Annotated in this window: 26 protein-coding genes; 10 read left to right on the top strand and 16 right to left on the bottom strand. The window is 64.9% G+C overall.

The features are described from left to right. Positions 1-12: 12 nt before the first annotated feature. The gene (locus GEV37_RS04255; protein ID WP_227388952.1) at positions 13-1,803 is read left to right on the top strand and encodes a TRAP transporter permease; all 1,791 of its coding nucleotides are present in this window, start codon (positions 13-15) and stop codon (positions 1,801-1,803) included. Here GEV37_RS04255 and GEV37_RS04250 read toward each other — a convergent pair. Further along, positions 1,771-2,343 carry a hypothetical protein gene (locus tag GEV37_RS04250; RefSeq protein WP_227388950.1) on the bottom strand — a complete coding sequence of 191 codons (573 nt, stop codon included), beginning with the start codon at positions 2,341-2,343 and terminating at the stop codon, positions 1,771-1,773. The genes GEV37_RS04255 and GEV37_RS04250 overlap by 33 nt on opposite strands. Before the next feature lie 30 nt (positions 2,344-2,373). Then, a complete protein-coding gene (locus GEV37_RS04245; protein ID WP_227388949.1) occupies positions 2,374-3,327 on the bottom strand; it encodes a calcium/sodium antiporter in 954 nt (317 codons plus the stop codon). Between the two features lie 187 nt (positions 3,328-3,514). Here GEV37_RS04245 and GEV37_RS04240 point away from each other — a divergent pair, with 187 nt between their 5' ends. The 3 genes from GEV37_RS04240 to GEV37_RS04230 all read left to right on the top strand — a co-directional run bounded on the left by GEV37_RS04240 (position 3,515) and on the right by GEV37_RS04230 (position 5,961). Then, positions 3,515-4,231, top strand: coding sequence for a ZinT family metal-binding protein (locus tag GEV37_RS04240; RefSeq protein WP_227388948.1), 717 nt, complete (start codon positions 3,515-3,517; stop codon positions 4,229-4,231). A gap of 128 nt (positions 4,232-4,359) precedes the next feature. Continuing rightward, positions 4,360-4,773: a lysozyme inhibitor LprI family protein gene (locus GEV37_RS04235; protein ID WP_227388947.1), complete on the top strand. Its 414-nt coding sequence runs from the start codon at positions 4,360-4,362 to the stop codon at positions 4,771-4,773. 282 nt (positions 4,774-5,055) lie between these two features. Further along, entirely contained in the window at positions 5,056-5,961 is a 906-nt protein-coding gene (locus GEV37_RS04230) for a GGDEF domain-containing protein (protein WP_227388946.1), read from the top strand. A gap of 9 nt (positions 5,962-5,970) precedes the next feature. Here GEV37_RS04230 and GEV37_RS04225 read toward each other — a convergent pair whose 3' ends face one another. The 6 genes from GEV37_RS04225 to GEV37_RS04200 form a co-directional block, all read right to left on the bottom strand. Continuing rightward, the gene (locus GEV37_RS04225; protein WP_227388945.1) at positions 5,971-6,732 is read right to left on the bottom strand and encodes an SDR family NAD(P)-dependent oxidoreductase; all 762 of its coding nucleotides are present in this window, start codon (positions 6,730-6,732) and stop codon (positions 5,971-5,973) included. Between the two features lie 78 nt (positions 6,733-6,810). Then, a complete protein-coding gene (locus tag GEV37_RS04220) occupies positions 6,811-7,563 on the bottom strand; it encodes a M15 family metallopeptidase (protein WP_227388944.1) in 753 nt (250 codons plus the stop codon). 4 nt (positions 7,564-7,567) lie between these two features. Next, a complete protein-coding gene (locus GEV37_RS04215; protein WP_227388943.1) occupies positions 7,568-8,845 on the bottom strand; it encodes a TRAP transporter large permease in 1,278 nt (425 codons plus the stop codon). After that, positions 8,842-9,339 carry a TRAP transporter small permease gene (locus GEV37_RS04210; protein ID WP_227388942.1) on the bottom strand — a complete coding sequence of 166 codons (498 nt, stop codon included), beginning with the start codon at positions 9,337-9,339 and terminating at the stop codon, positions 8,842-8,844. Before GEV37_RS04210 ends, GEV37_RS04215 begins: the two co-directional genes overlap by 4 nt. Before the next feature lie 67 nt (positions 9,340-9,406). Beyond that, positions 9,407-10,435, bottom strand: coding sequence for a TRAP transporter substrate-binding protein DctP (gene dctP / locus GEV37_RS04205; RefSeq protein WP_227388941.1), 1,029 nt, complete (start codon positions 10,433-10,435; stop codon positions 9,407-9,409). 122 nt (positions 10,436-10,557) lie between these two features. Next, the gene (locus tag GEV37_RS04200; RefSeq protein WP_227388940.1) at positions 10,558-11,484 is read right to left on the bottom strand and encodes a LysR family transcriptional regulator; all 927 of its coding nucleotides are present in this window, start codon (positions 11,482-11,484) and stop codon (positions 10,558-10,560) included. A 154-nt stretch (positions 11,485-11,638) separates the two neighbouring features. On the opposite strand from GEV37_RS04200, the gene GEV37_RS04195 reads away from it, so the two are divergent. After that, a complete protein-coding gene (locus tag GEV37_RS04195; RefSeq protein WP_227388938.1) occupies positions 11,639-11,932 on the top strand; it encodes a hypothetical protein in 294 nt (97 codons plus the stop codon). Between the two features lie 130 nt (positions 11,933-12,062). Further along, positions 12,063-12,590, top strand: a complete 528-nt coding sequence (locus GEV37_RS04190) for an HPP family protein (RefSeq protein WP_227388937.1) — start codon at positions 12,063-12,065, stop codon at positions 12,588-12,590. A 2-nt stretch (positions 12,591-12,592) separates the two neighbouring features. Here the strand turns inward: GEV37_RS04190 and GEV37_RS04185 are convergent, their stop codons facing one another. Further along, entirely contained in the window at positions 12,593-13,150 is a 558-nt protein-coding gene (locus tag GEV37_RS04185; RefSeq protein ID WP_227389209.1) for a gamma-glutamylcyclotransferase, read from the bottom strand. Positions 13,151-13,218: 68 nt separating this feature from the next. Here GEV37_RS04185 and GEV37_RS04180 point away from each other — a divergent pair, with 68 nt between their 5' ends. Together GEV37_RS04180 and GEV37_RS04175 are read left to right on the top strand one after the other, a co-directional pair. After that, complete coding sequence (locus GEV37_RS04180) at positions 13,219-14,079, top strand: sirohydrochlorin chelatase (RefSeq protein WP_227388936.1); 861 nt, start codon at positions 13,219-13,221, stop codon at positions 14,077-14,079. Positions 14,080-14,180: 101 nt separating this feature from the next. Then, positions 14,181-15,776 (top strand): ABC-F family ATPase, encoded by a 1,596-nt coding sequence (locus tag GEV37_RS04175; protein ID WP_227388935.1) that lies wholly within the window; start codon positions 14,181-14,183, stop codon positions 15,774-15,776. Here the strand turns inward: GEV37_RS04175 and GEV37_RS04170 are convergent. The 7 genes from GEV37_RS04170 to GEV37_RS04140 form a co-directional block, all read right to left on the bottom strand. Further along, a complete protein-coding gene (locus tag GEV37_RS04170; RefSeq protein ID WP_227388933.1) occupies positions 15,769-16,350 on the bottom strand; it encodes a cell division protein ZipA C-terminal FtsZ-binding domain-containing protein in 582 nt (193 codons plus the stop codon). The two genes, GEV37_RS04175 and GEV37_RS04170, sit on opposite strands and share 8 nt — an antisense overlap. 206 nt (positions 16,351-16,556) lie before the next feature. Continuing rightward, complete coding sequence (locus tag GEV37_RS04165; RefSeq protein WP_227388932.1) at positions 16,557-17,675, bottom strand: alkene reductase; 1,119 nt, start codon at positions 17,673-17,675, stop codon at positions 16,557-16,559. Positions 17,676-17,826: 151 nt separating this feature from the next. After that, positions 17,827-19,212, bottom strand: a complete 1,386-nt coding sequence (locus GEV37_RS04160) for a YfcC family protein (protein WP_227388931.1) — start codon at positions 19,210-19,212, stop codon at positions 17,827-17,829. Positions 19,213-19,289: 77 nt separating this feature from the next. Further along, positions 19,290-19,676, bottom strand: a complete 387-nt coding sequence (locus tag GEV37_RS04155; protein ID WP_227388929.1) for a hypothetical protein — start codon at positions 19,674-19,676, stop codon at positions 19,290-19,292. Positions 19,677-19,780: 104 nt separating this feature from the next. Then, the gene (locus tag GEV37_RS04150) at positions 19,781-20,521 is read right to left on the bottom strand and encodes a sulfite exporter TauE/SafE family protein (protein WP_227388928.1); all 741 of its coding nucleotides are present in this window, start codon (positions 20,519-20,521) and stop codon (positions 19,781-19,783) included. A 9-nt stretch (positions 20,522-20,530) separates the two neighbouring features. Beyond that, complete coding sequence (locus GEV37_RS04145; protein ID WP_227388927.1) at positions 20,531-21,193, bottom strand: transglycosylase SLT domain-containing protein; 663 nt, start codon at positions 21,191-21,193, stop codon at positions 20,531-20,533. A gap of 42 nt (positions 21,194-21,235) precedes the next feature. After that, on the bottom strand, positions 21,236-22,660 hold the full coding sequence (locus GEV37_RS04140; protein ID WP_227388925.1) for an aminotransferase-like domain-containing protein: 1,425 nt from the start codon (positions 22,658-22,660) through the stop codon (positions 21,236-21,238). A 248-nt stretch (positions 22,661-22,908) separates the two neighbouring features. On the opposite strand from GEV37_RS04140, the gene GEV37_RS04135 reads away from it, so the two are divergent. Together GEV37_RS04135 and GEV37_RS04130 are read left to right on the top strand one after the other, a co-directional pair. Then, on the top strand, positions 22,909-24,324 hold the full coding sequence (locus GEV37_RS04135) for an APC family permease (protein WP_227388924.1): 1,416 nt from the start codon (positions 22,909-22,911) through the stop codon (positions 24,322-24,324). Between the two features lie 16 nt (positions 24,325-24,340). Beyond that, the gene (locus GEV37_RS04130; protein ID WP_227388922.1) at positions 24,341-25,792 is read left to right on the top strand and encodes an NAD-dependent succinate-semialdehyde dehydrogenase; all 1,452 of its coding nucleotides are present in this window, start codon (positions 24,341-24,343) and stop codon (positions 25,790-25,792) included. Positions 25,793-25,798 lie beyond the last annotated feature (6 nt).

Genomic DNA, 25,798 nt, shown 5'->3' with positions numbered 1-25,798 from the left:
TAGGCACCTTCGATGCAGGCTCCTTTTGATACTTCCCTCCAACCGGCGCGCCCCTGGGCGAGCGGCTGGGTGGCCCTTGGCGCGGCAAGTGTCGCCTTCCACCTTGGCCTGGTGTTCTACGGCCTGGCCCCGGCGCTGGTCAGCCGGCCCCTGCACATGGCGCTGTTGCTGCCCTGGGTGCTGGTCTACATGGCGCGCACGCGAGTGCAGCGCGCCAGCGGCTGGCTGCTGACGCTTCTGGGCGTGGCGGCCTGCGGCTACATCGCCTTCAACGAACCGGCGCTGGCCAACCAGTACGGGTTCATCGATACCCATCTGCAGATGGCCATCGGCGTGTTCCTGATCCTGCTGGCGCTGGAAGCCGCGCGCCGGGCGATCGGGTGGCCGCTGCCGCTGGTGGCGCTGATCGCGCTTGCCTACGGCGTGCTCGGCGAGCACGTGCCCGGCGCCTTCGGCCATGCGGGCATTCCGCTGCCGAGCCTGGTGGGCACCTTGACCATCGCCGAAGGCGGGCTCTGGGGGTCGCTGACCGGCGTGAGCGTCAGTGTGGTGGCAATCTTCGTCATCTTCGGTGCGGTGCTCAACGCAGGCGAGGCGGGGCAGGGGTTCATGAACCTGGCTTCCGCCATCGCCGGGCGGCTCACCGGCGGCGGGGCGAAGGTCTCGGTGATCTCTTCGGCGCTGATGGGCTCGATCTCGGGCTCGGCGTCCGCCAACGTGGCCTCCACCGGGGCGATCACCATTCCCTCGATGGTGCGCCTGGGTTACCCGCGTTCGCTTGCTGGCGCCGTGGAGGCGGTAGCCTCCTCCGGCGGGCAGATCATGCCGCCGTTGATGGGTGCCGGTGCCTTCGTGATGGTCGAGCTGACCGGTACGCCCTACACCCAGATCATGGCGGCGGCGACGCTGCCGGCGATCCTGTACTTCCTGACCGTGTGGGTGGGTATCAATGCCTTCGCCACCCGCCATGACTTGAAGCCCGTGGCCGAGAGCGAGCGGCCGGCACCTCGCGAGGTGCTGATCACCTCGCTGTTCTTCGCCGTGCCCTTCGTGCTGCTGCTCGAGCGCATCTTCCTCGCCGGTTTCACGCCGCAGTACGCGGCGAGCATCGCCATCTTCGCCGGCATGGCGCTTTTGCTGTTCAACGTGCGGCTGCGCTTCTCGCTGCCGGGTTTCGTCGAGCGGCTCAGCGAGGCTGCCCTCACCGCCGGGCGCCAGATCGCGGTGATCGGGGCGATTATCATCTGCGCCTCGGTAGTGGTCGGCGTGCTGTCGCTGACCGGGCTCGGTGTGAAAATCACCTCGGGGATCCTGTCACTCTCGAACGACATGCTCTGGCCGGCGCTGCTGCTCACAGCACTTGCCTGCCTGATACTGGGCATGGAAGTGCCCACGACCGCCGCCTACGTCATCTGCGTGTCCGTGGCGGGGCCTGCGCTGACCTCCCTCGGACTTTCGCCGCTGCTGGCGCACCTGTTCGTGTTCTGGTTCGCCTTGCTCTCCACCATCACGCCGCCGGTGTGCGGCGCGGTGTTCATCGCCGCGGGCATGGTGGGGGAGAACTGGCTGAAGGTCGCTCTCAAGGCGATGGCGCTGGGGATCGGGCTGTACATCATTCCCCTGGCCATGGTGGCGAATCCGGACATCATCGCCCTGGCTTTCGATCCGACCGGGGCAGTGATCAGCGCGCTGAAGGTGGCCGTTGGCCTCACGCTGATCTCCTATGGCGTGATCGCCCGGCGCGCGCTCGGCTGGCGGGTGGTGTTCGTGCTACTGGGCGTGGTGGCCATCTTCGTCGTTTAACCAGAGCGGCGCCTCTGGAGTCAGAGGCGTGGTCGCGTAGACAATCCAGGTATCCAGCGCCGGGCCCAGCGCGCGCACCACGCGAAGGGTCTCGGGGGCCTGCTCGGCCGCTTGCTCGGCGCAGATGCCCGCCGTCTCCCGCCCCTCCAGCAGCGCCTGGGCCACGGCGGCGGTGGTGGGCATCTCGACGACCGTGGTGAAGTCGCTCAGGTCGGTGTAATGGCGGGTGGCGGCCTGCAGGGCGATACGCGAGGTGTCCACCGCGTCGCGGCGCATCACCAGTGCCAGAGGATGGGAGCCTGCGATGAAGGCATCCACCGGAAAGGTGCGGTGCATGGTGCGCCCCACGCACTCGGCGTGGCTGGCGTGGGCGCTGCATTGAAGCAGGTGGGTGATTTCACCGGCCAGCAGCGCGTCGAAGGCGTGATCGAAGGCCTCGAAATAGACGCACTGGCCACGTCGGGGGGCGTGGCGGCGCAGGTAGCGCCTAGCGATCAGGCCGTGGTTGCTGCTGTCGGGTCCCAGGGTACCAAGGCGCATCGGCGACTCCTCGTCGAATCGAAAACCGTATTATGCCAAGACCGTGAAGCTCGCTACCACATACGCGGCGTAGCCCAGCAGCAGTATCGCCCCTTCGGGGCGGGACAGGCGCAGCCCGGTATACAAGAACACCAGCAGGATCACCGCCGAGCCCAGCATCACCCACTGGTCGAACACGATCATGCGATCCACCAGCGTCAGCGGCTGCAAGAACGCCGACACCCCCAGGATGCCCAGCAGGTTGAAGATGTTGCTGCCGAGGATGTTGCCGACCGCCACGTCCGCATGGCGGCGAATGGCCGCCACCAGCGATACCGCAAGCTCTGGAAGCGAGGTACCCACTGCCACGATGGTCAAGCCGATGACCGCCTCGGAAATGCCCGCGGACTCGGCAAGTCCTACTGCGCCGTAGAGCAGCAGCTGGGAGCCGCCGATCAATAGCGCAAGTCCACCCACTACGCCGGCCACGATCCAGGGCGTCGACAGTGGGCGGGTGGCCGGCGCGGTCGCATCCGCCTGCAGGTCCACATTCGGCACTCCCTGGCGCTCGCTCAAGTAGGCCCAGACCAGATAACCCACCAGGCCCGCCATGAACAGGACCGCATCGAAGCGGCCAAGCGTGCCGCTGAGCCCCAGTACGATGAACAGAAGCGTGGCCAGCAACATCACCAACCCGTCGCGCTTGAGCGCTTCGAGCCGCGTCGTGAGAGGGTAGATCAGGGCGCAAAGCCCCAGAATGAGCATGATGTTGCCGATGTTGCTGCCGACGACGTTGCCGATGGCGATGTCCGGCTTGTTGTCGAGAGCGGCGTTGATCGACACCACCAGTTCCGGTGCCGAGGTTCCGAAGCCGACGATCACAAGGCCGGTGAAAAGCGCCGAGACCCCGAGCCTTTCGGCACCGGACACCGCACCGCGAACCAGCGCCTCACCGCCCAGGGTCAAAAGGGCGATTCCCCCTAGAAGACTCAGTACGTACAGCATGTCGTTCCCTCGTTACCCGGTCGGTCGACCTTGTCTGCTCAAATTAGCGCGCGCCGAGCGTTGTCGCCATGCCAACGTATTTAACGCTCGAACACTTGCCAATCTCTTCGCTTAATTGATATGTTATATCATTATCTAGAAGGCCGGCGTTGCCGCGCCTTTCCTGTACGTTGAACGAGGAGAACGCATGTCACGTTTCACTGGTAAGGCCCTGGGTGCCCTCACCGCCGGATCATTGATGATGGTGGGTTTTCAGGGCGCTCTGGCCGGCGACCACGATCATTCCCATGAGCACGGCCATGATCACTCTCATGACCATGCGCACTCTCATGATCATGGCAACGATCACGCACACGAGCATGCTCACGACAGCGATATCTATCGGGGCTATTTCGATGACGATCAGGTCGAGGATCGCACGCTTGGCGACTGGGAGGGCGACTGGCAGTCCGTCTACCCCTATCTTCAGGACGGCTCCCTGGCGCCGGTGTTCGAGCGCAAGGCCGAGAGCGGTGACAAGAGCGCCGAAGAGTACGCCGAGTACTACGAGACCGGCTACCGGACCGACGTCGAGCGCATCGTGATCGACGGCGATACGATTACCTTTGTCGAAAACGGCGAGGAAAGCAGCGCCGACTACCACTACGACGGCTTCGAGATCCTCGAGTACGAGGCGGGCAATCGTGGGGTACGCTTTATCTTCGAAACCGAGGACGTCGAGGCCGACATGCCCCGGTACATCCAGTTCAGCGACCACGATATCTACCCGACCGACGCCCACCACTTCCATCTCTACTGGGGCGATGACCGCGCGGCGCTGCTCGAGGAAGTCACCCACTGGCCCACCTACTACCCGAGCGAGCTGTCCGGCGACGAGGTCGTCGAGGAGATGCTTGCCCACTGACACCTTTCAGCGCGCGACACCACGCACCCCCGGGCCTATGCCTGGGGGTGTTTTTTTCCGCTGTTTCGCTGGTGGGGCCGGGGCTTGTTGACTATGGTGAAGGAATTCCCGCACCCGAGGCCGTTTTCATGCGATCGACCGCACTTGCGCTGACTCTGTCGAGCGCCTTCTTCATGACCTTTTTTATGACCTTCGCCGTTGCCGGAGAGAGCGAGACGTCTTGCGACGACGCCACGACTCAGGCCAACATGAACCGCTGCGCCGGCCAGGCCTACCAGACGGCGGATAGCGATCTCAACGAGGCGTACCAGACGCTGATCGAACCGCTCGAAGGCGATGCCCGTCAGGCGCTGGTCACGGCGCAGCGCGCCTGGATCGCCTTTCGCGATGCCGAGTGCGATTACGCCGCCCAAGGGGTCGCCGGCGGCAGCGCCGAACCCATGGTGCGTAATCAATGCCTGACCACGCTCACTCGAGAGCGCACCCGCACACTGGACGAGCACGCCCACTGTGAGGAGGGTGACTTGAGCTGTTCTCGGTAAGCGTTCTATCGTCCGGTGACTAGAAAAATCCCCCCGCGTCGACGTGTTTTCCGTCCTACGCTTAGCCTACTGTTGCGCAGGCTCGCCCACGCCATTGTCGATCGGTTTTTAAACACGCCGTCGATAGTATGGGATATCCATCAACTAGGTTAAAAAGTGTATCATAGTGTAAATGTCGAAGCCGCCGGCTCATGATGGGCCCTTGACCACCCTGTGGCTGCGACACGTCCAGAGTAAAAGCGAAGGACATCGCTTGATCACGCTTCAGTGGAAGAAAACACCATGTTGGAACCCTTGCCGACGCCGGCGCCACCCGCCAATGAATCCAACCCCCAGGCGATCGCCGTGTTGGGCGGTCAGGCGGGCGGCAGCGATCTTCACCTTCTCGATATCAGCGACGAGTACCTGCGTTTCTGGGGCGGGCGGCGCGATCAATGGCTGGGCGCCGCACCTCGGATCGTGGAGCGTGACATGGAGAATCGCCGACTGTTGCGCAAGCTCGGTCAGGCGCTTTCCAAAGGCGAGCTGTGCGATGGCTACTCGCTCTCGGGGCTCGATCGGCACAGCCGCGCACGCTGTCCCCGTGCCCCCGCCACGCTGATCGAATGGCGAGTGACCGCCATGAACATGCCTGGCTACGCCTCGCGAGTGCTGGTGCTCGTGCAGCGGGATATTTCCAAGCGGGTGGAGAAGGAGGCCGAGCTCGAGCGCCTGGCCACCACCGACATGCTTACCGGGCTCTACAATCGCGCCCGCTTCGACGTGCTGCTCAAGAAGGAAATCAGCCGCCTCAACCGCTATATCCGGCCCTTTTCACTGATCATGCTCGATATCGACTATTTCAAGGCGATCAACGACAGCCACGGCCACGACATGGGTGATCAGGTGCTGGCGAGCATCGGCGAGCAGCTCAAGTCGAACCTGCGCAAGGCGGACTATTGCGCGCGCTGGGGCGGCGAGGAGTTCATGGTGCTCGCCCCGGAAACCTCGCTCGAGCAGGCGATTGCGCTGGCCGAGAAGATTCGCTGCTGCATCCGCGAGACGCACTTCCCCCAGGTGGGCAGGGTGAGCGTGAGTCTCGGTGTGATCGAGGCGCGCCTCAGCGAGCATCAGCAAAGCGTCATGAAGCGCGCCGACAACGCCCTCTACCGTGCCAAGGAGCAGGGGCGCGATCGGGTCTGCTACTGAGCCGGTTCGTCAGGTCTTGTCGCGATCCACGGCGAAGGGGGACCAGGCCTGGCGAACCGGCATGATCTCCAAGCGGTTGATGTTGACGTGCGCTGGCAGCGTGGCGAGATAGAAGAGTTGCTCGGCAATATCCTCGGCCTGCAGCGGCGTGGTGCCCCGGTAGAGCGCATCGGACGCTGCCTGATCGCCCTTGGTGCGCACCAAGGTGAACTCGGTTTCCGCCATGCCCGGGGCGAGATCCGTCACCCGCACGCCGGTGCCCAGCAGATCGCAGCGCAGGTTGTAACCGAACTGCTGCACGAATGCCTTCGACGCCCCGTAGACGTGCCCGCCCGGATAGGGCCACTGCCCGGCCACCGACCCCAGATTCAGGATGCTCGCTCCCGCGCCGTGCTCGATCAGAAGCGGCAGCGCCGCGTGGGTGACGTTCACGAGCCCCGTGATATTGGTGTCGATCATGGTGTGCCAGTCGCGCAGCGCCACCTTCTGCGACGGCTCCGGCGCCAGCGCCAGCCCCGCGTTGTTGATCAGGCAGGTGAGCGGCAAAAGCGCCTCTGGCAGGTTCTTGAGCGCCTGGGCGATGGCGTCGGCATCGCGCACGTCGAGTGTCAGCGTGAGCACCTCGACCTGGCTTCCAAGCTCGTCCTCCAGCGCCTTCAGGCGCTCCTCGCGGCGGCCGGTCAGAATCAGCGACCAGCCAGCCTTGGCGAAGCGGTAGGCGGCGGCGCGACCGAAACCCGACGTGGCGCCGGTAATCAAAACGCTTGGCATGGCTAAACCTCCTTCTCTAGCGTGAACGTGACGGCAAGAGTGGATAATGTAGCCGTTTTTGGTCCCGCGCGTGAAGGCTCAGCCCAGCTGGCGACGCCACCGGTTCTCGATGGTGTCGAGGGCGGCGGGCCCGTAGTGTGCCTGCGGGCGGCCGCTGAAGTGGGCCCAGAGCTGATCGCCCAGATCGAAGTGCCACCACTCGCTGGGCAGATTGGTGAAGCCTTGAGTGCACATGGCGCGGTACAGAAGGCGCCGGTTGTCCCGCACGCGTCGCTCGCGCTCGTCGAGGTACTCGCGCTCGAAGTGGGCGGTATGCGAGGCGGGCACGGCTTCGTCGAACAGCGTTCCCATGTCCAGCGGCACGCCAATGGCATCGCACAGCGTCACATCCACGGCCCCACCGGTCAGGTGCGGGCTCGGCGCGCGCTCGTCGGTGCTGGGGATCGACACGAACTCGCGGGTGCGCTCGCCCAGCGACTCATCGTCGAGCTCCGGATGGCGCAGGGCGATCGCCGCCTGCAGGGTATCGAACAGATACTGCTGTACCCGCCAGGGGCGCCAGCCATCCAGCACGATCAACCCGATGCCCGGCGGCAGGCTTTGGGCGACGGCAACCAGCGCCCGATATACCCCCTCGCGCACGAAGCAGTCGTCGATAGTGCCGGGAATACCTAGCCGGGAGTAGGCCGGAAACACCCGGATCGGCGCCTGCGCCAGGCTCATGGGCAGCAGGCGTTCGCCGTTGTCCCGTATCGGCAGGGCGCTCGCCCGGGGCCAGTCCGGTGCCGGATGATGAGGAATGGCGGGTAGAACGCTGGGGGATGACGGCATGGATTTATCCAAGAGCATGAGGCAACCAGAGGGTCAGGCCGGGAAACACGATGAGCAGCAACAAGACACCGAGGGCGATCAACACGAACGGCCAGATCGCCTTGAACAGGGTCACGATCTCGAGCCGGCTGACGGCGGCGGCAACGTACACGCAGGCCCCCAGAGGTGGGGTGATCAGGGCGATGGTGATGTTGAGGGTGATGATCACGCCCAGGTGCACCGGGTCGATCCCCGCCATCATCGCCACCGGCGCAAAGATCGGCGTGAGCAGCATCAGTGCCGACACCTCTTCCATGAACATGCCGGTGACGAAGGTGATCGCGCTCAACATCAGCAGCACGAGCACCGGGCTATCCACGAAGGGCGAGAGCAGCGAGACGAACTGCACCGGCACCTGGGCGTAGGAGAGCAGCCAACTGATGGTGGCAGAGGCGGCCATGATCAAGAAAATCATCGAGGTGAGCCGGGCGGTGTCCTTGAGCGCCTGCCAGCAGTGGCGAAGGCGCAAGCCCCCCAGCACCACGCCGCAAACCGCGACGTACAGGGCGGTCAGGGCCCCGGATTCGGTCGGCGTGACGAATCCGAGCACGATGCCCGCCACGATGATGAACGGTGCCACCAGCGCCGGGGCCGCGGCAAGACACGCCGCGCCGAGCTGGCCCATCGAGGGCAAGCGACCGCTCTTGGGCAACTGGTGACGCCAGGCGTACCAGGCGTTCATGCCCATGAACGCAAGCCCCAGCAAGAGCCCGGGGACGATACCGGCCAGAAACAGGTCCCCCACCGAGGTATTGGTCAGTGAGGCATAGAGAATCATGAAGATGCTCGGCGGAATGATCGGCCCGATCAGGGAGCTCCCTGCGGTGAGCCCGGCGGCGAAGGAGCGCGAGTAGCCCTCTTTCTCCATCGCCGGCACCAAGAGCGAGCCGAGCGCCGAGGTGTCCGCCACCGCCGAGCCGTTGACACCGGCGAAGAACACGCTCGACACCACGTTGACGTGGCCCATGCCGCCGCGCAGGTGCCCCACCATCAGCCGCGCCAGGCCCATCAGGCGCTCGGTCAGCCCGCTCGCGTTCATCAGGTTGCCGGCCAGGATGAACAGTGGAATCGCCATCAGCGAAAACACGTCGATGCCGCCGAAGAACTGCTGGGGCATCATGCGCAGGATCATCGAGGGATCGACGAACAGAAAGCCCGAAAGTGCAGTGACCAGCAGCGCGATGAACAGCGGCAGGCCCAGCAGCACGTGGGCGAGAAAGATCGCCAGCATGGTCAGGATCATTGGTCATCCTCCACGGTCTTGAGCGGGGTGGGGCCGTAGAGCAGCACGTGCATGGCCAGCAGTGTGAAGCCTACCGCCAGGGACAGCAGCGGAATCGAGCGGCTGATGCCGAGCCCCGAGGTCTTGAACAGCCCGATCGACGGCGACATCGCGTAGCGGTAGCTCACAAAGGCGCCGCCAAGGGCGATGGCCAGCGTCACCAGCCACTGATAGGCCACCAGCGCCGCCGCAAAGCGTCCGGGCAGGCGCCGCTCCAGCAGCGCCACGCGCATGTGCCCACCTTCGGCCCACACGGCGCCGGCGGCGAGCATGACGGTGGCGATGATCAAAAAGCGGGAGAGCTCATCGGTCCAGATCGGCGCACCGCCGAGCAGATAGCGGGTGAGCACGCCATAGAGAATGATCAGCACGTTCGTCGCCAGAAGGATCGCGGCGATGGCAATCGACAGGGAACGGCTGAAGGAGAGCAGACGATGGCGAAAGGTTATTAGCATAGTATCGCTCCTGCGGCGGCCAGAAAAAGGGCCAGCCGAAGCTAGCCCTGACAAGCGAAGAAACGGCTTATTCGGAGAGCGTTTCGACGCCAGCGTCCTCGAGCGCCATGTCGATCCAGCGCTGCTTGATGCCGCGCTCGGCGAGCCACTCGAGGTAGGCAGGCTGGCCGATGGTCTGGAACGCTTCGAGCTCTTCATGGGTCGGACGAATCACTTCCATGCCCTCGGCCTCGAGGTAGGCGATGCGCGTGTCGACCTGGGATTCGTTGGTCTCGCGGGCGCGCTGGTTGGCTTCTGCCACGGCGTCCTGGAAGGCGGCGCGCAGTTCGTCGTCCCAACTGGCGATCATTTCGCTGTTGCCGACCAGGAACTGGTCCGAGTACTGGATGTTGGCCAGGGTCAGGTAGTTCTGAACCTCGTAGAGGCTCGCCAGGATGATGTACATCGGCGGGTTCATCTGGCCGTTGGCAATGCCGGTGCGCAGCGCCATGTAGGTCTCGGTCCAGGGAATCGGCGTGCCGGAGGCGCCGAAGGATTCGTACAGCGCTACCTGACTCGGGTCCATGGCGCGAAAGCGCAGGCCTTCGAAGTCGCTAGGCTGACGGATCGGGCGCTGGTTGTTGGTGAAGGCCAGAAAGCCGCCTTCCTCGACCACCGCCAGCATGTCGACGCCGGTGCGCTCGCTGAACTCGTCGCTGAAGGTCTGCCAGTAGCGGCCTTCGTCGAAGAAGGTGCGCGCGGCAGCGAAGTCCTCGAACAGGAACGGGATGGCACTGACGAACAGCTCATCGGCCAGCGGCGAGATACCGGCGAAGGAGGCGATGTTGAGCATGGGCGTGTTCATCGTCTGCTCCATACGCTCCTCTTCGCTGCCCAGCATGCTGTTGGGGAACAGGCGTAGCTCGATCTCGTTGTCGGTGCGCTCTTCCACCAGCTCCTTGAGGTTGGTCGCGAACACGTGCACCGCGTTCTTGTCCGGGTCCGGTGCGCCGTTGTAGCTCAGGTTGATGGTGGTCGCGGCCAACGCGGTCTGAGTCATGGCCAGCGAGCCGAGCAGGCACGCAGCACCCAGGCGCGTGAGGTTGAAACGCAGCATGGTGAGATTCCCTTGATTGGTGAGGTAGGCGAGTATGAGAAGCCTACTTATCGTTATTAACAAATTTGCATGAGGAGACTATGCATTGATGTGTTGACTATGCAATACCCAAAGTGTTGTTTTTATATCAACAGGCGCGGCGCGTTGGCGGAAAAGAAGCGCATGTCATGATGCAGGTGCTTGAGGCAGGTCGCCGCCGCCACGGTGAGCTCGTGGCCTTTGAGACTGACGATCTGGGCGCGGGCTTCGTTCATTAGCGCGTAGCGCATCGGCAGGGTGACAATTTCGCCGCGATGGATCTCGTCCTCCACGGTCAGCTCCGGCATGAAGGTGACGCCGATGCCCGAGCGCACGAAGTTCTTCAGCACCGCCACCGAGTTGGTGTAGAGGCGCGCCTCCAGGTGAATGCGCTCGTGGTGCTCCACCATGTTGACCATCTGACGCATGCCGAAGGGATTGTCCATCAGCCCCAGCGGCCAGTCGCTCAGGTCGTCGAGGGTGATCGCCCGCTTGAGCCTGCAGAGCGGATGCCCCGGCGGCACGATCAGATCCAGCGGCTGGCGCGTTTCGACGTGGCAGTGAAGCGCCGGGTCCACCGGCGGGGCGTAGAGCAGCGCCAGATCCACCTCGTAATCCTTCAGCAGCGACATCGCCTCGTTCACCCCGGCCATGCGAATGTCCACGCTGATGCCCTGGAAGGTGGTCATGAACGCCTCCAGCGGGCGGGCGATCAGATCGGCGATGAACCCCTCGCCGACGGCGATGCGAACGTTGCCGCGAGAAAGCCCCTGCAGTGCCGTGAGCCGGGAAAGCACCGCCTCCTCCTGAGCGCGCTGGGTGTTGAAGTGCTGGGCCAGCAGGATGCCCGCCTGGGTGGCGCGCATGCCGCTGCCTACCCGCTCGCACAGCTTGCTGCCCAGCGTTTCCTCCAGCGCCTTGATCTGGCGGCTCAGTGCCGACGGGTCGACGTCCAGGTGCGCCGCCGCCCGGCGCAGCGACCCCCTGCGGATGACCTCGTTGAGGTAGACGAGCGCGCGCTGGTTGAGCATGGAAAACCACCTGCCGGCAAGGGGTTGGAAAAACGCGCCCTAGTCTAGCAGACCCGGGGCGGGTAAAGGCGTCGGGGAAGGTGGACGCTTTGCTTTGCCCTGCCTGACGTTTTCATCGACAATGCTTGACTCCTTTCGACCTGAGGCAGAACGGATGCAAGCTAACGGATTTTTCGGTGGGGTGGGCGAGGCCATCGGTGAGGCGATTCGCGTGGTGGTGGAGTTTCTGCTGGGGATTTTCACCAACTTCTTCGGGGCGTTCAGCGACTTCATCGATGGACTCACCCGGTCGCTCGGCATCAGCGCCTCCTTCTTCAGCATCGCGGTGCTGGTCATCGGCCTTCTGATCCTGTGGGGCGGCATCAAGTCGTTTCTACGCGGCTCGATCCTCGGCGGCATCGTCAAGACGATCCTTGCGCTGTTCATTCTCTCCTGGCTGATGATGTAGCGTTGGCCGAGCACGGCGCATGAATCGAATTCATTAGCGGGTGATCGATTACCATTTGCTTATCTGGTGCATTTTGCGATCATTTGCACTCTTTTAGTGCTTGAGAAAATCGGTTGCTTAAGAGAGTGCCATGCGAACCTATCTAGGCAAGATGCGCGGTGAGCCCTTCAAGCGTGGCCGGGTCGGCTGGCAGGATGCGCTCTGGTCCTGGGTCGGGGCGTTCAGCGGAATGGCGCTGATCTGCTGGCTGAGCACCCACTGGCTGAGCCAGCAGCTTTTGATCGTGGGCTCCTTCGGCGCCACCTCGGTGTTGATCTACGCCGCCCCGGACAGTCCCTTCGCCCAGCCCAGCCACGTGCTGTTCGGCAGCATGTTCTCGGCGGCCATCGGCGTTGCCTGCTTTCAGCTGCTCGGCGCCACGTCGGTGGCCATGGCGCTGGCGGTATCGCTCTCCATCCTGGTCATGCAGCTCACCCATACGGTGCATCCGCCAGGGGCCGCCGCCGCGCTGATCGCCGTGGGCGGCGGTTCGAGCGTGCATCAGCTTGGCTGGTGGTATCCGCTGGCGCCGATCGGCATCGGCTGCGTGGTGATGCTGGCGGTGGCGATCCTGGTCAACAACCTGGCCCGCCACCGCCGCTACCCGCGCTACTGGTAACGCTAAAGGCGCGCAAGCTGCGCCTCCAGCGCGAAGATGTGCGCGTCTTCCACGTTCAACTCGCGAAGCGCCTGGGCCAGGTTGATCAGGTAATCGCGGTTGGGGCCACTCGGGCCCACGGCCTCGTGGATATGGCGCGCCATGGCCTCGATGGGGGCCGGGCCTAGAAAGGCCGGGTTGTCCTCGGTGGCCATGTAGACGAGGCCCTGAGCCTTAACGCCATCGGCGAAATGCAGTGGCGTGATCTCACGCAAATAGCCGTTCTTCTCGCGGTGGTCGAGCGGCGCAAGCGTCGCCTCGTTGATGCGATACGCCATGCCATGGCAGATCGCCCCCTCGGCCCGGGTCAAGGTGACCACCCGCCCAGGCGCCTCCGGGGTGCCACGGTGGTCATGGGAGCCTTGCCAGAAACGCCGCTCCCAGCCCTTGATGAAGGCGCGGCGCCTCTCCAGAAAGGGGAAGTCCGCCTTCCAGATCAGCGAGCCGTAGCCGAAGATCCAGATATCGCCGTGTTCGTCGACAGGTCGGCGCGTGCGGTTGAGGGCGGTGGTATCGATCATCGAGGTCAGCCAGAACGGGGTCAAACGGCCATGATACCATGGCCGAAAACGTTCTCCAGGAGGCCCTCATGCGCGCGATCTTTCTGGTCGACAACGGCTCGCTCAAGCCCGCCGCCGTGTTCAATCTGCGCCGCGTGGCGGCCATGCTCGGCGAGCGGGTCGACGCCCCGGTCATTCCGGCCTCGCTTCTGCACTCGAACAAGATCCCTGCCGCAGAACTCGACGGCGAGCCTGCTCTCACCCTCGGCCCCGCCGCCGAGCGCAGCGCTGCCGAAGGCACGCGGGAGATCGTCGTCATCCCGTTCTTCTTCGGCGCAAGCCGCGCGCTGACCGACTACCTGCCCAAACGTATGGCCGAGCTCCAGGCGCGCTTCCCCGGCGTGAGCGTGCGGGTGGCGATGCCGCTGGTCGACGAGCGCGGCGACAACGACCTGCGCCTGGCCGACATCCTCGCCGACAACGTACGCGAGGTACTGCCCGAAGGCGCTCCGCCGCGCGTGGCGCTGGTCGACCACGGAAGCCCGATCTTCGAGGTCACGGCAGTGCGCAACCGCCTGGCGGGCCAGCTCGGGGCGCTGTTGGGCGAGTGCGTCGCCTGCGTGGCGCCGGCCTCCATGGAGCGTCGCGAGGGCGACGCCTACCGCTTCAACGAGCCGCTTCTGGAGAACTTGCTGGAGAGCGTCGAGTTTTTTGAGGCCACCGTGGTGGTGGCGCTGCTGTTTCTGTCGCCTGGCCGTCACGCCGGTGACGGCGGCGACATCGCCGAGATCTGCCGCGAGACCCAAACGCGCCACCCGGCGCTTCGCATTGTCTTCACGCGTCTGGTGGGCGAGCACGATGGTATCGTCGATATCCTCGCCACGCGGTTTCGGCAAGTGGTTGATCATGGGCGGGTTCTGCTGACGCTTTCGCCGAGTGCGGCGGATTGAGCACGGCGGCAGGTGCCAGACGCTGCATTAGCGCGTAGAATCGCGAGCCTTTGCGCGCTTGCGCGCCCACCTTCGCACCCATGCCAACCAGGGGCTCCCTCTTGATCGCCACCGCCAACATCACCATGCAGTTCGGGGCCAAGCCCCTGTTCGAGAACGTCTCGGTCAAATTCAACAACGGCAACCGTTACGGACTGATCGGCGCCAACGGCTGCGGCAAGTCCACCTTCATGAAGATTCTCGGCGGCGAGCTCGAGCCCTCGTCGGGCCAGGTGATGCTCGACAGTAGCACTCGCCTTGGCAAGCTGCGCCAGGACCAGTTCGCCTTCGAGCACGAGCGGGTGATCGACACCGTCATCATGGGCAACGTCGAGCTCTGGCAGGTCGCCGCGGAGCGCGAGCGCATCTACGCCTTGCCCGAGATGAGCGAGGAGGACGGCATGGCGGTGGCGGATCTCGAGGTGCGCTTCGCCGAGCTCGACGGCTACACCGCCGAGGCCCGTGCCGGCGAGCTGCTGTTGGGCTTAGGCATTCCGCTCGAACAGCACTTTGGCCCCATGAGTGAAGTGGCGCCGGGCTGGAAGCTTCGAGTGCTGCTCGCCCAGGCGCTGTTCTCCGACCCGGACGTGCTGCTGCTCGACGAGCCGACCAACCACCTGGACATCAACACCATCCGCTGGCTCGAGGAGATCCTCAAGGCGCGCAGCAGCACCATGGTGATCATCTCCCACGACCGCCACTTCCTGAACAGCGTCTGCACCCACATGGCGGATCTGGACTACGGCGAGATCACCCTGTTCCCCGGCAACTACGACGAGTACATGACCGCCGCCACTGCGGCGCGGGAGCGCCAGCACGCCGACAACGCCAAGAAGAAGGCGCAGATCGCCGAGCTTCAGCAGTTCGTCAGCCGCTTCTCCGCCAACGCCTCCAAGGCCAAGCAGGCGACCTCCCGGGCGCGCCAGATCGACAAGATCAAGCTCGAGGAGATCAAGCCCTCGAGCCGGGTGAGCCCGTTCATCCGCTTCGACCAGAACAGGAAGATCCACCGCAACGCAGTCAGCGTCGAGGCGATCAGCCAGGGGTTCGAGGGCAATCCGCCGCTGTTCGAGTGCTTCTCGATGGTCGTGGAGGCCGGCGAGCGCATCGCCATCATCGGCCCTAACGGCATCGGCAAGACCACGTTGTTGAAGACCCTGGCCGGGGATCTTGCACCGCAAAGCGGCGAGGTGAAGTGGACCGACGCCGCCGAGCTTGGCGTGTTCGCCCAGGACCACGGCGCCGACTTCGCAGCGGATGCGACGCTGTTCGAATGGATGGGGCAGTGGACCAAGGGCGGCGAGCAGGTGGTACGCGGGGCGCTCGGGCGGATGCTGTTCTCAAGCGACGACATCAATAAGTCGGTGAAGGTGATCTCCGGCGGCGAGCAGGGGCGGATGCTGTTCGGCAAGTTGACGCTCACCAACCCCAACGTGCTGCTGATGGACGAACCCACCAACCACCTGGACATGGAGTCGATCGAGGCGCTCAACCTGGCACTCGAGAACTACCCAGGCACGCTGCTGTTCGTCAGCCACGACCGCGAGTTCGTCTCGAGCCTTGCCACTCGCATCATCGACATGCAGCCGGAGGGCATCGTCGATTTCAGCGGCAGCTACGACGACTACCTGCGAAGCCAGGGCGTACTGGCTAGCTGAGGATCTGCTGGTAGGTCGTGTCGGTGGCGGGGTTCTGCTCGCTATCGAGCATGTCGCCCTTGAAGGCGTCGTTGAGCTCCTTGGCCAGCGCCACGTAGACGTGCATTTGCTGGTTGCGCCGCTTGTGCAGAGGTGGCTTGACCAGCAGGCTCACCCCGCGAATCGGCGCGTGGGACTCGCCGCGCAAGAGATCCGGCATCTCGCCGGGGGGAAAGGCGTTGGCCAGGGTGACCGGGTTCGAGCGCTGCTGGCCGTCGATCAGAAAGACCTTCTTGAGCGGATCGAAGCGGGCGTTCTTGCCGCGCAGCCACTCGGTGAGCCGCTCGTCGGTGGTGGCGTCCGGGTGGGCGAAGATCACGAACAGTGAATGCTGCTTGACCTTGGCGGCAGGCACCGGCGGCGGGGCGGGCTCGGCCGGCGGTGCCGGGGCGGGCTTGGGCATGGCTGCCTGCGCCTTGCGCGCCTTGGCGCGTCGACGCCTTGGCAGCACCACGTAAACGAACAGTGCCGCCGCCACCACGCCGCACAGCAGCGATACAAAGGCGAGCCACACCGGAAGGGAAATCGTATTCATTTATCACCCCAAGCCAGACACCAAACGCGAACCCTGTCGATCAAAGGCCAGTGGCCCCTGCGACAGCCCCGCACGCGTGAATAGGTAACGTAGTCGAAAATAGCAGGATTTTTAGCCATCCGGGTACAAAAAAAGCACCACGGGCGTGGTGCTTCGATAAAAACGACTGCTTTTTCAGATGTCTATAACCTTCCGCAAGGCAAATCTTACTTCAGTCGGTCGTGGCCGTTGTCGAGAAACGGGTAGTCGGTATAGCCCTTAGCATCACCCCCGTAGAAGGTCTCCTGGTCCGGTTCGTTGAGCGGCGCAGCCACGCGAAAGCGCTCGACCAGGTCCGGGTTGGCGATGTAGGGGCGCCCGAAGGCGACGAGCTCGCCGTTGCCGCTTTCGAGCAGCGCCTCGCCCTTGTCGACGTCGTAATGGCCGCAGTAGATCAACCGGCCATTGAAGCGCTCGCGCATCCGCTCGCGGAAACCGTCCGGGAAGGTGTTGTCGCCACCAGCCCAGTTGGGCTCGTTGAGATGGATGTAGGCGATGCCGCGCTGGGACAGCTCATCGGCTAGATACAGCGCCATCTCCTCGGGCTCGTCGTCGGTCAGCCCGAAGATCTCGATGAACGGCGTGAGACGGATACCCACGCGGCCGGCGCCGACCACTTCGATCACCGCATCGACCACCTCCAGCGGGAAGCGGGCGCGGTTCTCGATCGAGCCGCCGTAGCGATCAGTGCGCTGGTTGGTGCCGGTGGCCAGGAACTGGTTGAGCAGGTAGGCGTTGGCGGCGTGCACTTCGATCATGTCGAAACCGGCATTTTTGGCGCGTTGGGCCGCCTGACGGTAGTCCTCGACAATGCCGGGGATCTCGTCGGTTTCCAGCGCCCGGGGGGTGCTTGCGGGGTGCTGGCCGGCGCTGCCGTCCTCGAACTCGACGAAGGCGTTCGCGCCTTCGCCTTTCAAGGCGCTGGGGGCGACCGGCGCCTGACCGTCCGGCTGCACCATTTCGTGGGAAACGCGCCCGACGTGCCAGAGCTGCAGCGCGATGCGCCCGCCCTTGGCGTGCACGGCGTCGACCACCTTCTTCCAGCCGGCCTGCTGCTCGTCGGTCCAGATACCCGGCGTGTAGACATAGCCGCGCGCAGTGGGCGAGATATTGGTCGCCTCGGAAATGATCAACCCGGCACCGGCGCGCTGGCCGTAGTAGGCCTGCTGCAGCTCGCCGGGCACGCTGTCCGGGGTGCGCGCCCGAGTCAGCGGCGCCATGACCACCCGGTTGGGCAGCGTCAGATCGCCGAGCGTGATCGGTTCGAGAAGCGTTTCATGAGCCATTCGGCAAACTCCTTCTTGCTGAGTGAAGTGACACGGCAAACAATAGACCAGTTTACTACTGCTTTCCAGTGGCGCCTTGCCCCACCCAGCATAGCCCGCGAATCGCCGCTTGGCCTGACCACTGGCCGTACGGCGATTCGCGGCGCGTCGTTCAGTAGCCGACGGCCTGGCCCAGCACCAGCCCGGCGAAGCTCAGAAGATAGACCAGCCCCATGAACGGCAGGATGGCCTTGAGCCACTGCTCGTAGCTCACCCGGCCCAGCGCGATCATCGCCAGCATCCCGCCGGAGGTGGGAATGATCAGGTTGGTCAACCCATCGCCGACCTGGAAGGCGGTGATCATCAGCTGGCGGCTGATGCCGACCAGATCCGCCAGCGGAATCAAGATCGGCATGGTGACCAGCGCCTGGCCGGAGCCGGAGGGGATGAACAGGTTGATCACGCCCTGCAACACGCTTGCCAGGATCGCGGTCAGCCCGGCGGGCACGCCGTCGAGCAGTCCGCTCAGGCCATTGACGATGGTGTCGATGATCGAGGCCTCGGCGAGGATGACCTGGATCGAGGCGGCAAGGCCGATGACCATGGCCCCCGCCGTGACGCTGGACGCGCCTTCGATCATGCGCGCCACGAAGGCGTTGGGCGAGAGCCCGTTGAGGGCGGCGATGGCGATCGCCATCACCAGGAACATCGCCGCGATCTCGTTGATGTACCAGCCCCGGGTGAACACCCCGTAGAGCATCACCGCAAGCCCCAGCACGAAGGCGACCAGCGTTGCCACGTTGCGCCGAGTGAGCGAGTACTCGTGCAGCGGGCGGCTCATGCCCTCGGCGTTGGCGGCCTCCTTGAACGGCATGGGCACCACACGCTTGCAGATGTAGAGCGCAAGCAAGGCCAGCGACGTCACCAGCAGCAGCGTGCGCAGCCAGGCGCCTGAAAAGGTCGGCAGTTCCGCGATGCCCTGGGCCACACCCACGGTGTAGGGGTTGATCGGCGAGAGTGCGAAGCCCACGCCGATGCCGCCCACTGCCATGGTGGTACCCACCAGGCTCGAGCAGCCGATGGCGCTGGCGATCAGCACCGCGATCGGCACCAGGGCGATGTTGTTCTCGTAGCCCACGGCCACGCCGAAGAAGCCGTAGATGAAGGTGCCCACGGTGATGATCAAGTTACGCCGGCGCACACCCACCTTGTTCACTGCCACGCCAATGGCGTTCTCCAGCGCCCCGGTCTTCTGCAGAACATGAAAGAGCCCGCCGGCGATGAATACGATGAACAGGTACTGGGAGGCGTTGATCAACCCCTGAGGAATGGCGACGAAGATATCGAAGGGCGCGATGGGGGCCACGTCGCTCAGATATTGAAACGAGCCCGGCACCACCACGGTGCGTCCGTTCTCGGTGATGCGCTCGAACTCGCCGGCGGGAATCACGAAGGTCAGAAGATAGGTGGCCACCAGGATCAGGAAGATCAGGACCATCGGATCCGGCACCGTGCGGTACCACGGGCGGGGCGGAGTCGGGGAGTTGGCGGGAGTCATGCGTGGCCTTGTGGGTCGTTTAGATAAGCGGCGGCGCCGAGTGGGCGGCTATCATACCAGTGCGCGCCGTGCCCGAATCAAGACGACCAGAACCAGCGCCGGGCGGAGGCGGGGGCCGCGGCGTGTACGAGCGCCTCGTTCAGCGCGTTCACGATGTCGCCGAGCTGGCGGTGGCACACGGCGCTGCTGAGCACGCCCGGGCACTGCTTGAGCAGCAGCTGGCACTGGTTCGCGGCAAGGCAGAGCGGGGTGCGCGAAGGCGGCGCCAGGCTCGTCTGCGCCTCGCGGCAGGCACTTGTCAGCTCGCGGGCGAGCATCGCAAGGGTGCCGGTATCCAGCCAGCAGGGCAGCGGGTCCGCCAGGCGCGGGGCGATGGCGTGCTGCATGGCCTCGAAAGAGGTCCGCAGAAAGATCATTTTCTGGCGCAGCTGACGCTGCTCCTGAGAGGCACGCCACCGTGTCATGTCGATTCTCCTGCGGGCGACTCGGCAAAGGTAAAAATGTTTCTCATTTACATTCATCGAGACGATAGCCTGCACCAATGACCCTGTCAATCGCACCAAAGCGGTCAGTTCGTCAGCAGGGTGATGCCCTGAATCAGGTAGAACACGCCGATGGCGGTGACGATCCAGCGTGTCCAGGCGCGGAAGTTGGCATCGGTCAGCCGGTGCAGGATACGCGTACCCACCTGGGTGCCCGCCAGGGCGAAGGGCGCGGCCAGCGCGACGATGCCCCACTCGGCGCCGCTGAGCGACAGCGCCGCGCCGAGATAGAACAGGATCTTGATGCTGTGGGCAACCACCTGGATCATCGCCTTGGTCGCCACCACCTGGCGGCGGTCCATCCGCGAGCGCACGAAGAAGATGTCGATCAAGGGGCCGGACACCCCGGCGGCGATGGTCAGGCCCCCGGAAGCCAGTCCGCAGGTGATCGCGTGGCTCGCCCGGCTGGCATCGAGATGGAACCAGCGCTTGGGCATCCACACCAAAATCGGCATCAGGCCGATCAGAATCGACACCGTGGCGGCGTCGGGGCTGTAGCGAAACAGCAGCAGAAGCCCTGCCGCCCCGACCACGCCCGTCGCCATCAGCGCCACCACCCGCCAGTGGATGAAACGCCGGGAAAGCCAGGCGCGCGAGGCGTTGGCGGTGAGCTGGATCACCCCGTGCACCGCCATGGCCGAGGCCGCCGGGAACACCAGCAGCAGAAACCAGAGCAGTACCAGCCCGCCGGCCATGCCGAACACGCCGGACAGAAGCGAGGTGAAAAACACCACGCCGACGAAAGCGGCGCCTATCAACAAACTCATCGACAATCCTTAACGGCAGAAAGGCCATACCTGATAGAACTTGCGGCACTGGAACTCGGCTTCGCAGGCGCCCAGCTGGGCCTGATAGCGACCGGCGCGTGACGCCACCTCGCGCCCGGCGCGCAGCACGTGAGGCTTCTGGCGGTAGGTGCCGCGCTGATAGCCGCCGGCGCCTTCGTGGTAGGCGTAGTAGAGGTGCTCGGGGTTGTTCAGAGAAATGCCGGTCTGGGCCCGGGTGCGGGCGTTGTACCAGCCGATGAAGTCGGTCGCGTGCTTCATGTGAGTACGCCGGGCGAACAGGCTCCCCGCCTGGTCGCGGTACTCGCCCCACACTGGGTCCTGGGCCTGGGCGTAGCCCTTGGCCGAGGAGGGCCGGGGGCCGGGAATGAAGCCCAGATAGTACTTGCGATCCGGGCGCACGTGGCTTCTGAACGACGACTCCTGCTGGATGAACGACATTTGCGTCGCGATCGGCGTGCCCCACTGCTGGTGGGAATCCCGGGCATAGTCGTACCAGCTCGGCTGTTCGCGAAAGATCTCGCAGACGTTGCTCTGGTCCTGCGGCGGGTTGGGCGCGAAGGTGGCGCAGCCGGTCAGCAGCGAGAGCGCCAGCAGCACTCCCAGGCAGCGCAGGCGCGCCGGGCCGCGCGTCGAATTGGCGCGTTGAAACATGAGTCATCCCCTGTGGTCATTGGCGCTTGGCGCGTCTTGTCGTCATGGCGTGCGCAAAAGCGCCGCCAGGCAGTGGCGAAGGCGCAGCACCTCGCGGTTCAGCGTCTCCCCGGAGAGCATGCCCACGCCCATCACCAGCCCCGTCCGGTGATCGTGCTCGGCGCATACCGGGCTCAGCGCCCGCACGATCAGGTGCTCTTGCAACAGCGCCTGGGCGATGGCCACGTCGTCGATACCGGGCTCGAACTCCACGCACAGGCTGATGGTGCTGCTCGGCGGCGAGACCCGCTTCACGCCGGGCAAACTCGCCAGCTGGTCGTGCAGCACCTGCTGGCGGCCAAGATAGTCGCGCTGGATGCGCCGGCACCAGTGGTCCAGGTCGCCGTCGAAGATGAACTGGGCGAGCACCGCCTGGTCGAGCATGCGGCCCTCGCGAAAGAGTTCGCTGCGCAGGCGGTTCATCGGCTCCGCCAGGTGGCGCGGTACCACCAGGTAGCCCAGGCGCAGGCCGGGAAACATCATCTTCGAAAACGAGCCCACCAGCAAATGGCGTGGCGAGGCGGGGTCGAACAGAAGCGCCTCGTGATCGCCTTCGGTGAACTCGTAGTCGTCCTCCAGCACGTAGCCCGGCGCCAGCGCCTCGCACAGCTGCCCCTTGTGGCGGGCGCTGGCCGGCTCGCTCAGCGGGTAGTGGTGGGTGCCGGTCAGGTAGGCGAGCGCCACCGGCGGCGGCTTGGCGGGAAGCCTGTGGCCCCGAACCGGGTCCCAGGGCAGCAGGGCAAGCTCGAGCCCGGCGGCAGTGAAGATGTTGCGCGCGCCCCAGTAGCAGGGCGACTCCATCGCCACCGTGTCGCCCGTATCGGTGAGCGCCATGGCGCACAGCTCGATGCCGTTGTGAGTGCCGTCGGTAATGATGATCTGGTCGACGTCGCAGTCGAGGTGGCGCCAGCGGGCGAGAAAATCGCGAATCGCCCGCTTGAGTGGGCCGTAGCCGCCGGTGGAGTAGGAGAGCAGCAGCGCGTTCTGGGCCACGGTAACGCTGGTGTAGAGCTGGCGCCAGCGGCGCATGGGGAACTGGGCGATATCCGGGATGCCGGGCATGAAGGCGCCGCTCTGGATCGCGCTCGAACCCGGCGCGCGCAGCACCTGGCGGGCGCGCCGCGAAAGCGGTGTGCTCAATGGCGAAGGATTCGGCGCAGGCGCCCTGCGGCGCACCCAGGTGCCCTGGCCGTGACTCGTTCTTAAAAGCTCCTCGGTGAGCAGGGTGTCGATGGCCAGCGCCAGGGTCTGGCGCGCGCAGCCGATCCGCTCGGCCAGCGCCCGGTGCGCCGGCAAGCGGCTGCCCGGCGCCCAGTGGCGCGTCACCGCCTGGCGCAGGGCCTGCTCGATACGCACCTGCTTGCTCAGCCGTTCGGGCTCGCGCGCGTAGAGCGCCGCGAACGTCTCCAGCATCTCTTCCCGACTCATCGACGCTCCTTCAACGCAAGGCTCTTCACGGCAGATTCATCGTCAAATCCGAGCGTTATCGCACAAAGGCGCAAAGTGGTCCAGTCAAACAGCCAAGTGGTCCATTCGCGCCGCGCGGCGACCCTGCTAGCGTGTAGAGAAAGGCGCGTTGCGCCCGCAGGCAGCGGGCGGCGTCTCAAACAACAGCTGTCTCAAACAACAACGCCGCACTGCTCACATAATAATCAACGACCCTGGAAAACATCATCATGACGACATCGACTCCTGAACAAGCCAGGCTTGTTCGCGTACTGGCACGCGGGGACGTGCTGGCGCTGGCCTTCGGGGCCATGATCGGGTGGGGCTGGATCGTGCTGACCGGCACCGCCATCCAGTCCGCCGGAAGCCTGGGGGCCATTCTCGCCTTCATCGTCGGCGGGTTCGCCATCGTGCTGGTGGGCCTGACCTACGCCGAGCTCGCCTCGGCCATGCCCAAGGTGGGCGGCGAACACGTCTACAGCTACCGGGCGCTGGGCCACGGGGCCTCGTTTCTGTGTACCTGGGCGATCATCCTGGGCTATTTGAGCGTGGTGGCCTTCGAGGCCGTGGCGCTGCCGACGGTGGTCGAGTACATCGCGCCCGACTACGCGGTGGGGCATCTCTGGACCATCGCCGGCTGGGAAGTGAAGGCTACCTGGGTGGCGGTCGGCGTGGGCGGCTCGCTCGCCATGATGGCGATCAATTACTTCGGCGTCACCACCGCTGCACTCCTGCAGAAGGTGGTGACCGGGCTGATTCTGGTGGTAGGTGTGATGTTCATCACCGGTGCCCTGTTCGAGGGCAGCACCGCCAACATGACGCCGCTGTTCGCCCCAGGAGAGGCGGGTGTGGCCGCCGGCATCATGGCGGTACTGGTCATGGTGCCGTTTCTGTTCGTCGGCTTCGACGTCATCCCCCAGGCCGCCGAAGAGATCGACCTGCCCTACAAGGCGATCGGCAAGGTGCTGATGCTCTCGGTGCTGCTGGCGGTGGCCTGGTACTCGCTGATCATCCTGGGTACCAGTCTGATGCTCGATAGCGCCGCACTGGACAACGCCAGCCTGACCGTGCCGGAAGCCATGGGCGTGCTGTTCGACGCCGCCTGGGCGAGCAACCTGATGGTGCTGGCGGGTATCGCGGGCATCATCACCAGCTGGAACGCCTTCTACATCGGCGGCTCGCGGGCGATCTACGCGCTGGCCCAGGCGGGGATGCTTCCGCAGACCTTCGCCAAGCTGCACCCGCGCTACAAGACGCCGACCAATGCCATCTTCCTGATGGGCTTTCTCTCCTGCATCGCGCCGTTCTTTGGCCGCCCGGCGCTGGTGTGGATCGTCGACGCCGGCGGTCTTGGCATCGTCATCGCCTATCTGTTCGTCGCCGTCTCCTTTCTGGTGCTGCGCGTGCGCGAGCCGGACATGCCGCGCCCGTTTCGCGTCAGCTTCGGCATGCCCTGCGGCGTGGCGGCGGTGCTGATGTCGCTGGCCATGGCGTTTCTCTACCTGCCCGGCAGCCCCGCCGCGCTCACCGGTGCCGAGTGGATCATCTTCGCCGGCTGGTCGCTTCTGGGCCTCATCCTCTACGTCTATTCGCTGCGCACCTACGGGCGCGCCTACAGCGACCGTCACATGTTGAACGATCTGTAACGTCTGGGAGTACTTTATGAGTTTTATCGATCAATGGTTAAACGACAGCGTACCGGCACTGGTAGGCGGACAGTGGCGCCAAGGGGAAGCGACCTTTGCCGTCGACAACCCGTCCACCGGCGAAACCATCGCCCGCGTGGCGGAGCTTGGCGGTAGCGACACCGCAGACGCCGTGGCGGCGGCGTATGAAGCTGGCCCCGCCTGGCGCGCGACTCCGGTCAAGGAGCGCGCAAGAATCCTGCGCCGCTGGTTCGAACTCATTTCTGAACACGCTGACGATCTCGCCCGGCTGATGACCCTGGAGCAGGGCAAGCCGCTGGCCGAAGCGAAAGGCGAGGTAGGTTATGGCGCCTCCTTCATCGAGTTCTTCGCCGAGGAAGCCAAGCGCATGGCCGGCGAAACGCTGCCGAGCCACGGCGCGGACAAGCGCATTCTGGTCACGCGCGAGCCGGTCGGCGTGGTCGCCGCCATCACGCCCTGGAACTTCCCGCTGGCGATGATCACCCGCAAGTGCGCCCCGGCGCTGGCTGCTGGCTGCACCGTGGTGATCAAGCCTGCCGAAGCAACGCCGCTCACCGCACTGGCGGCGGCGTATCTTGGCCGCGAGGCGGGCCTGCCTGCCGGCACCATCAACGTGGTCACCGCCAGCAAACCCGCCGAGGTGGGCGAAGTGCTGACCACGGACCCGCGCGTGCGCAAGGTGTCGTTCACCGGCTCCACGCCGGTGGGCAAACGCCTGCTCGCCCAGTGCGCCAGCACGGTCAAGAAGACCGCCATGGAGCTCGGCGGTAACGCCCCGTTCATCGTCTTCGACGATGCGGATCTCGACGCCGCCGTCGACGGCGCCATCGCCTCGAAATTCCGCAACGCCGGTCAGACCTGCGTGTGCACCAACCGCTTTCTGGTTCAGGACGGCGTGTACGACGCCTTCGTCGAAAAGCTCGCCGCCCGCGTCCAGACGCTGAAAGTCGGCGACGGCCTGAGTGAGGGAAGCACTATCGGCCCGCTGATCAATCAGGCGGCGGTCGAGAAGGTACAGCGCCACGTCAGCGACGCCCAGGAGAAGGGCGCCCGGCTGGTGTGCGGCGGCAACGCCCACGCGGCCGGCGAGCGTTTTTACACCCCCACGGTGCTGGCAAACGTGACCACCGACATGGCCGTGGCCAGTGAAGAGACCTTCGGCCCGGTCGCACCGGTGTTTCGCTTCGAGCGCGACGACGAGGCGATCGCCATGGCCAACGATACGCCTTTTGGCCTGGCCGCCTACTTCTACGCAACCGACTACCGGCGCATCTGGCGCACGATGGAAGCACTCGAATACGGAATGGTTGGCGTCAATGAAGGGCTGATCTCCACCGAGCTTGCGCCCTTTGGCGGGGTGAAGGAGTCCGGCCTTGGCCGTGAAGGCTCCCATCACGGGCTCGATGAATTTACCGAACTGAAGTACGCCTGCATCGGCGGGCTATAAGGAGTT

This window comes from Vreelandella malpeensis (assembly GCF_020622355.1).
GTDB classification, from domain to species: Bacteria; Pseudomonadota; Gammaproteobacteria; order Pseudomonadales; family Halomonadaceae; genus Vreelandella; species Vreelandella malpeensis.
The sequence above is the reverse complement of the archived record's forward strand: the minus strand, read 5'-3'. Positions and strand labels throughout refer to the sequence as shown.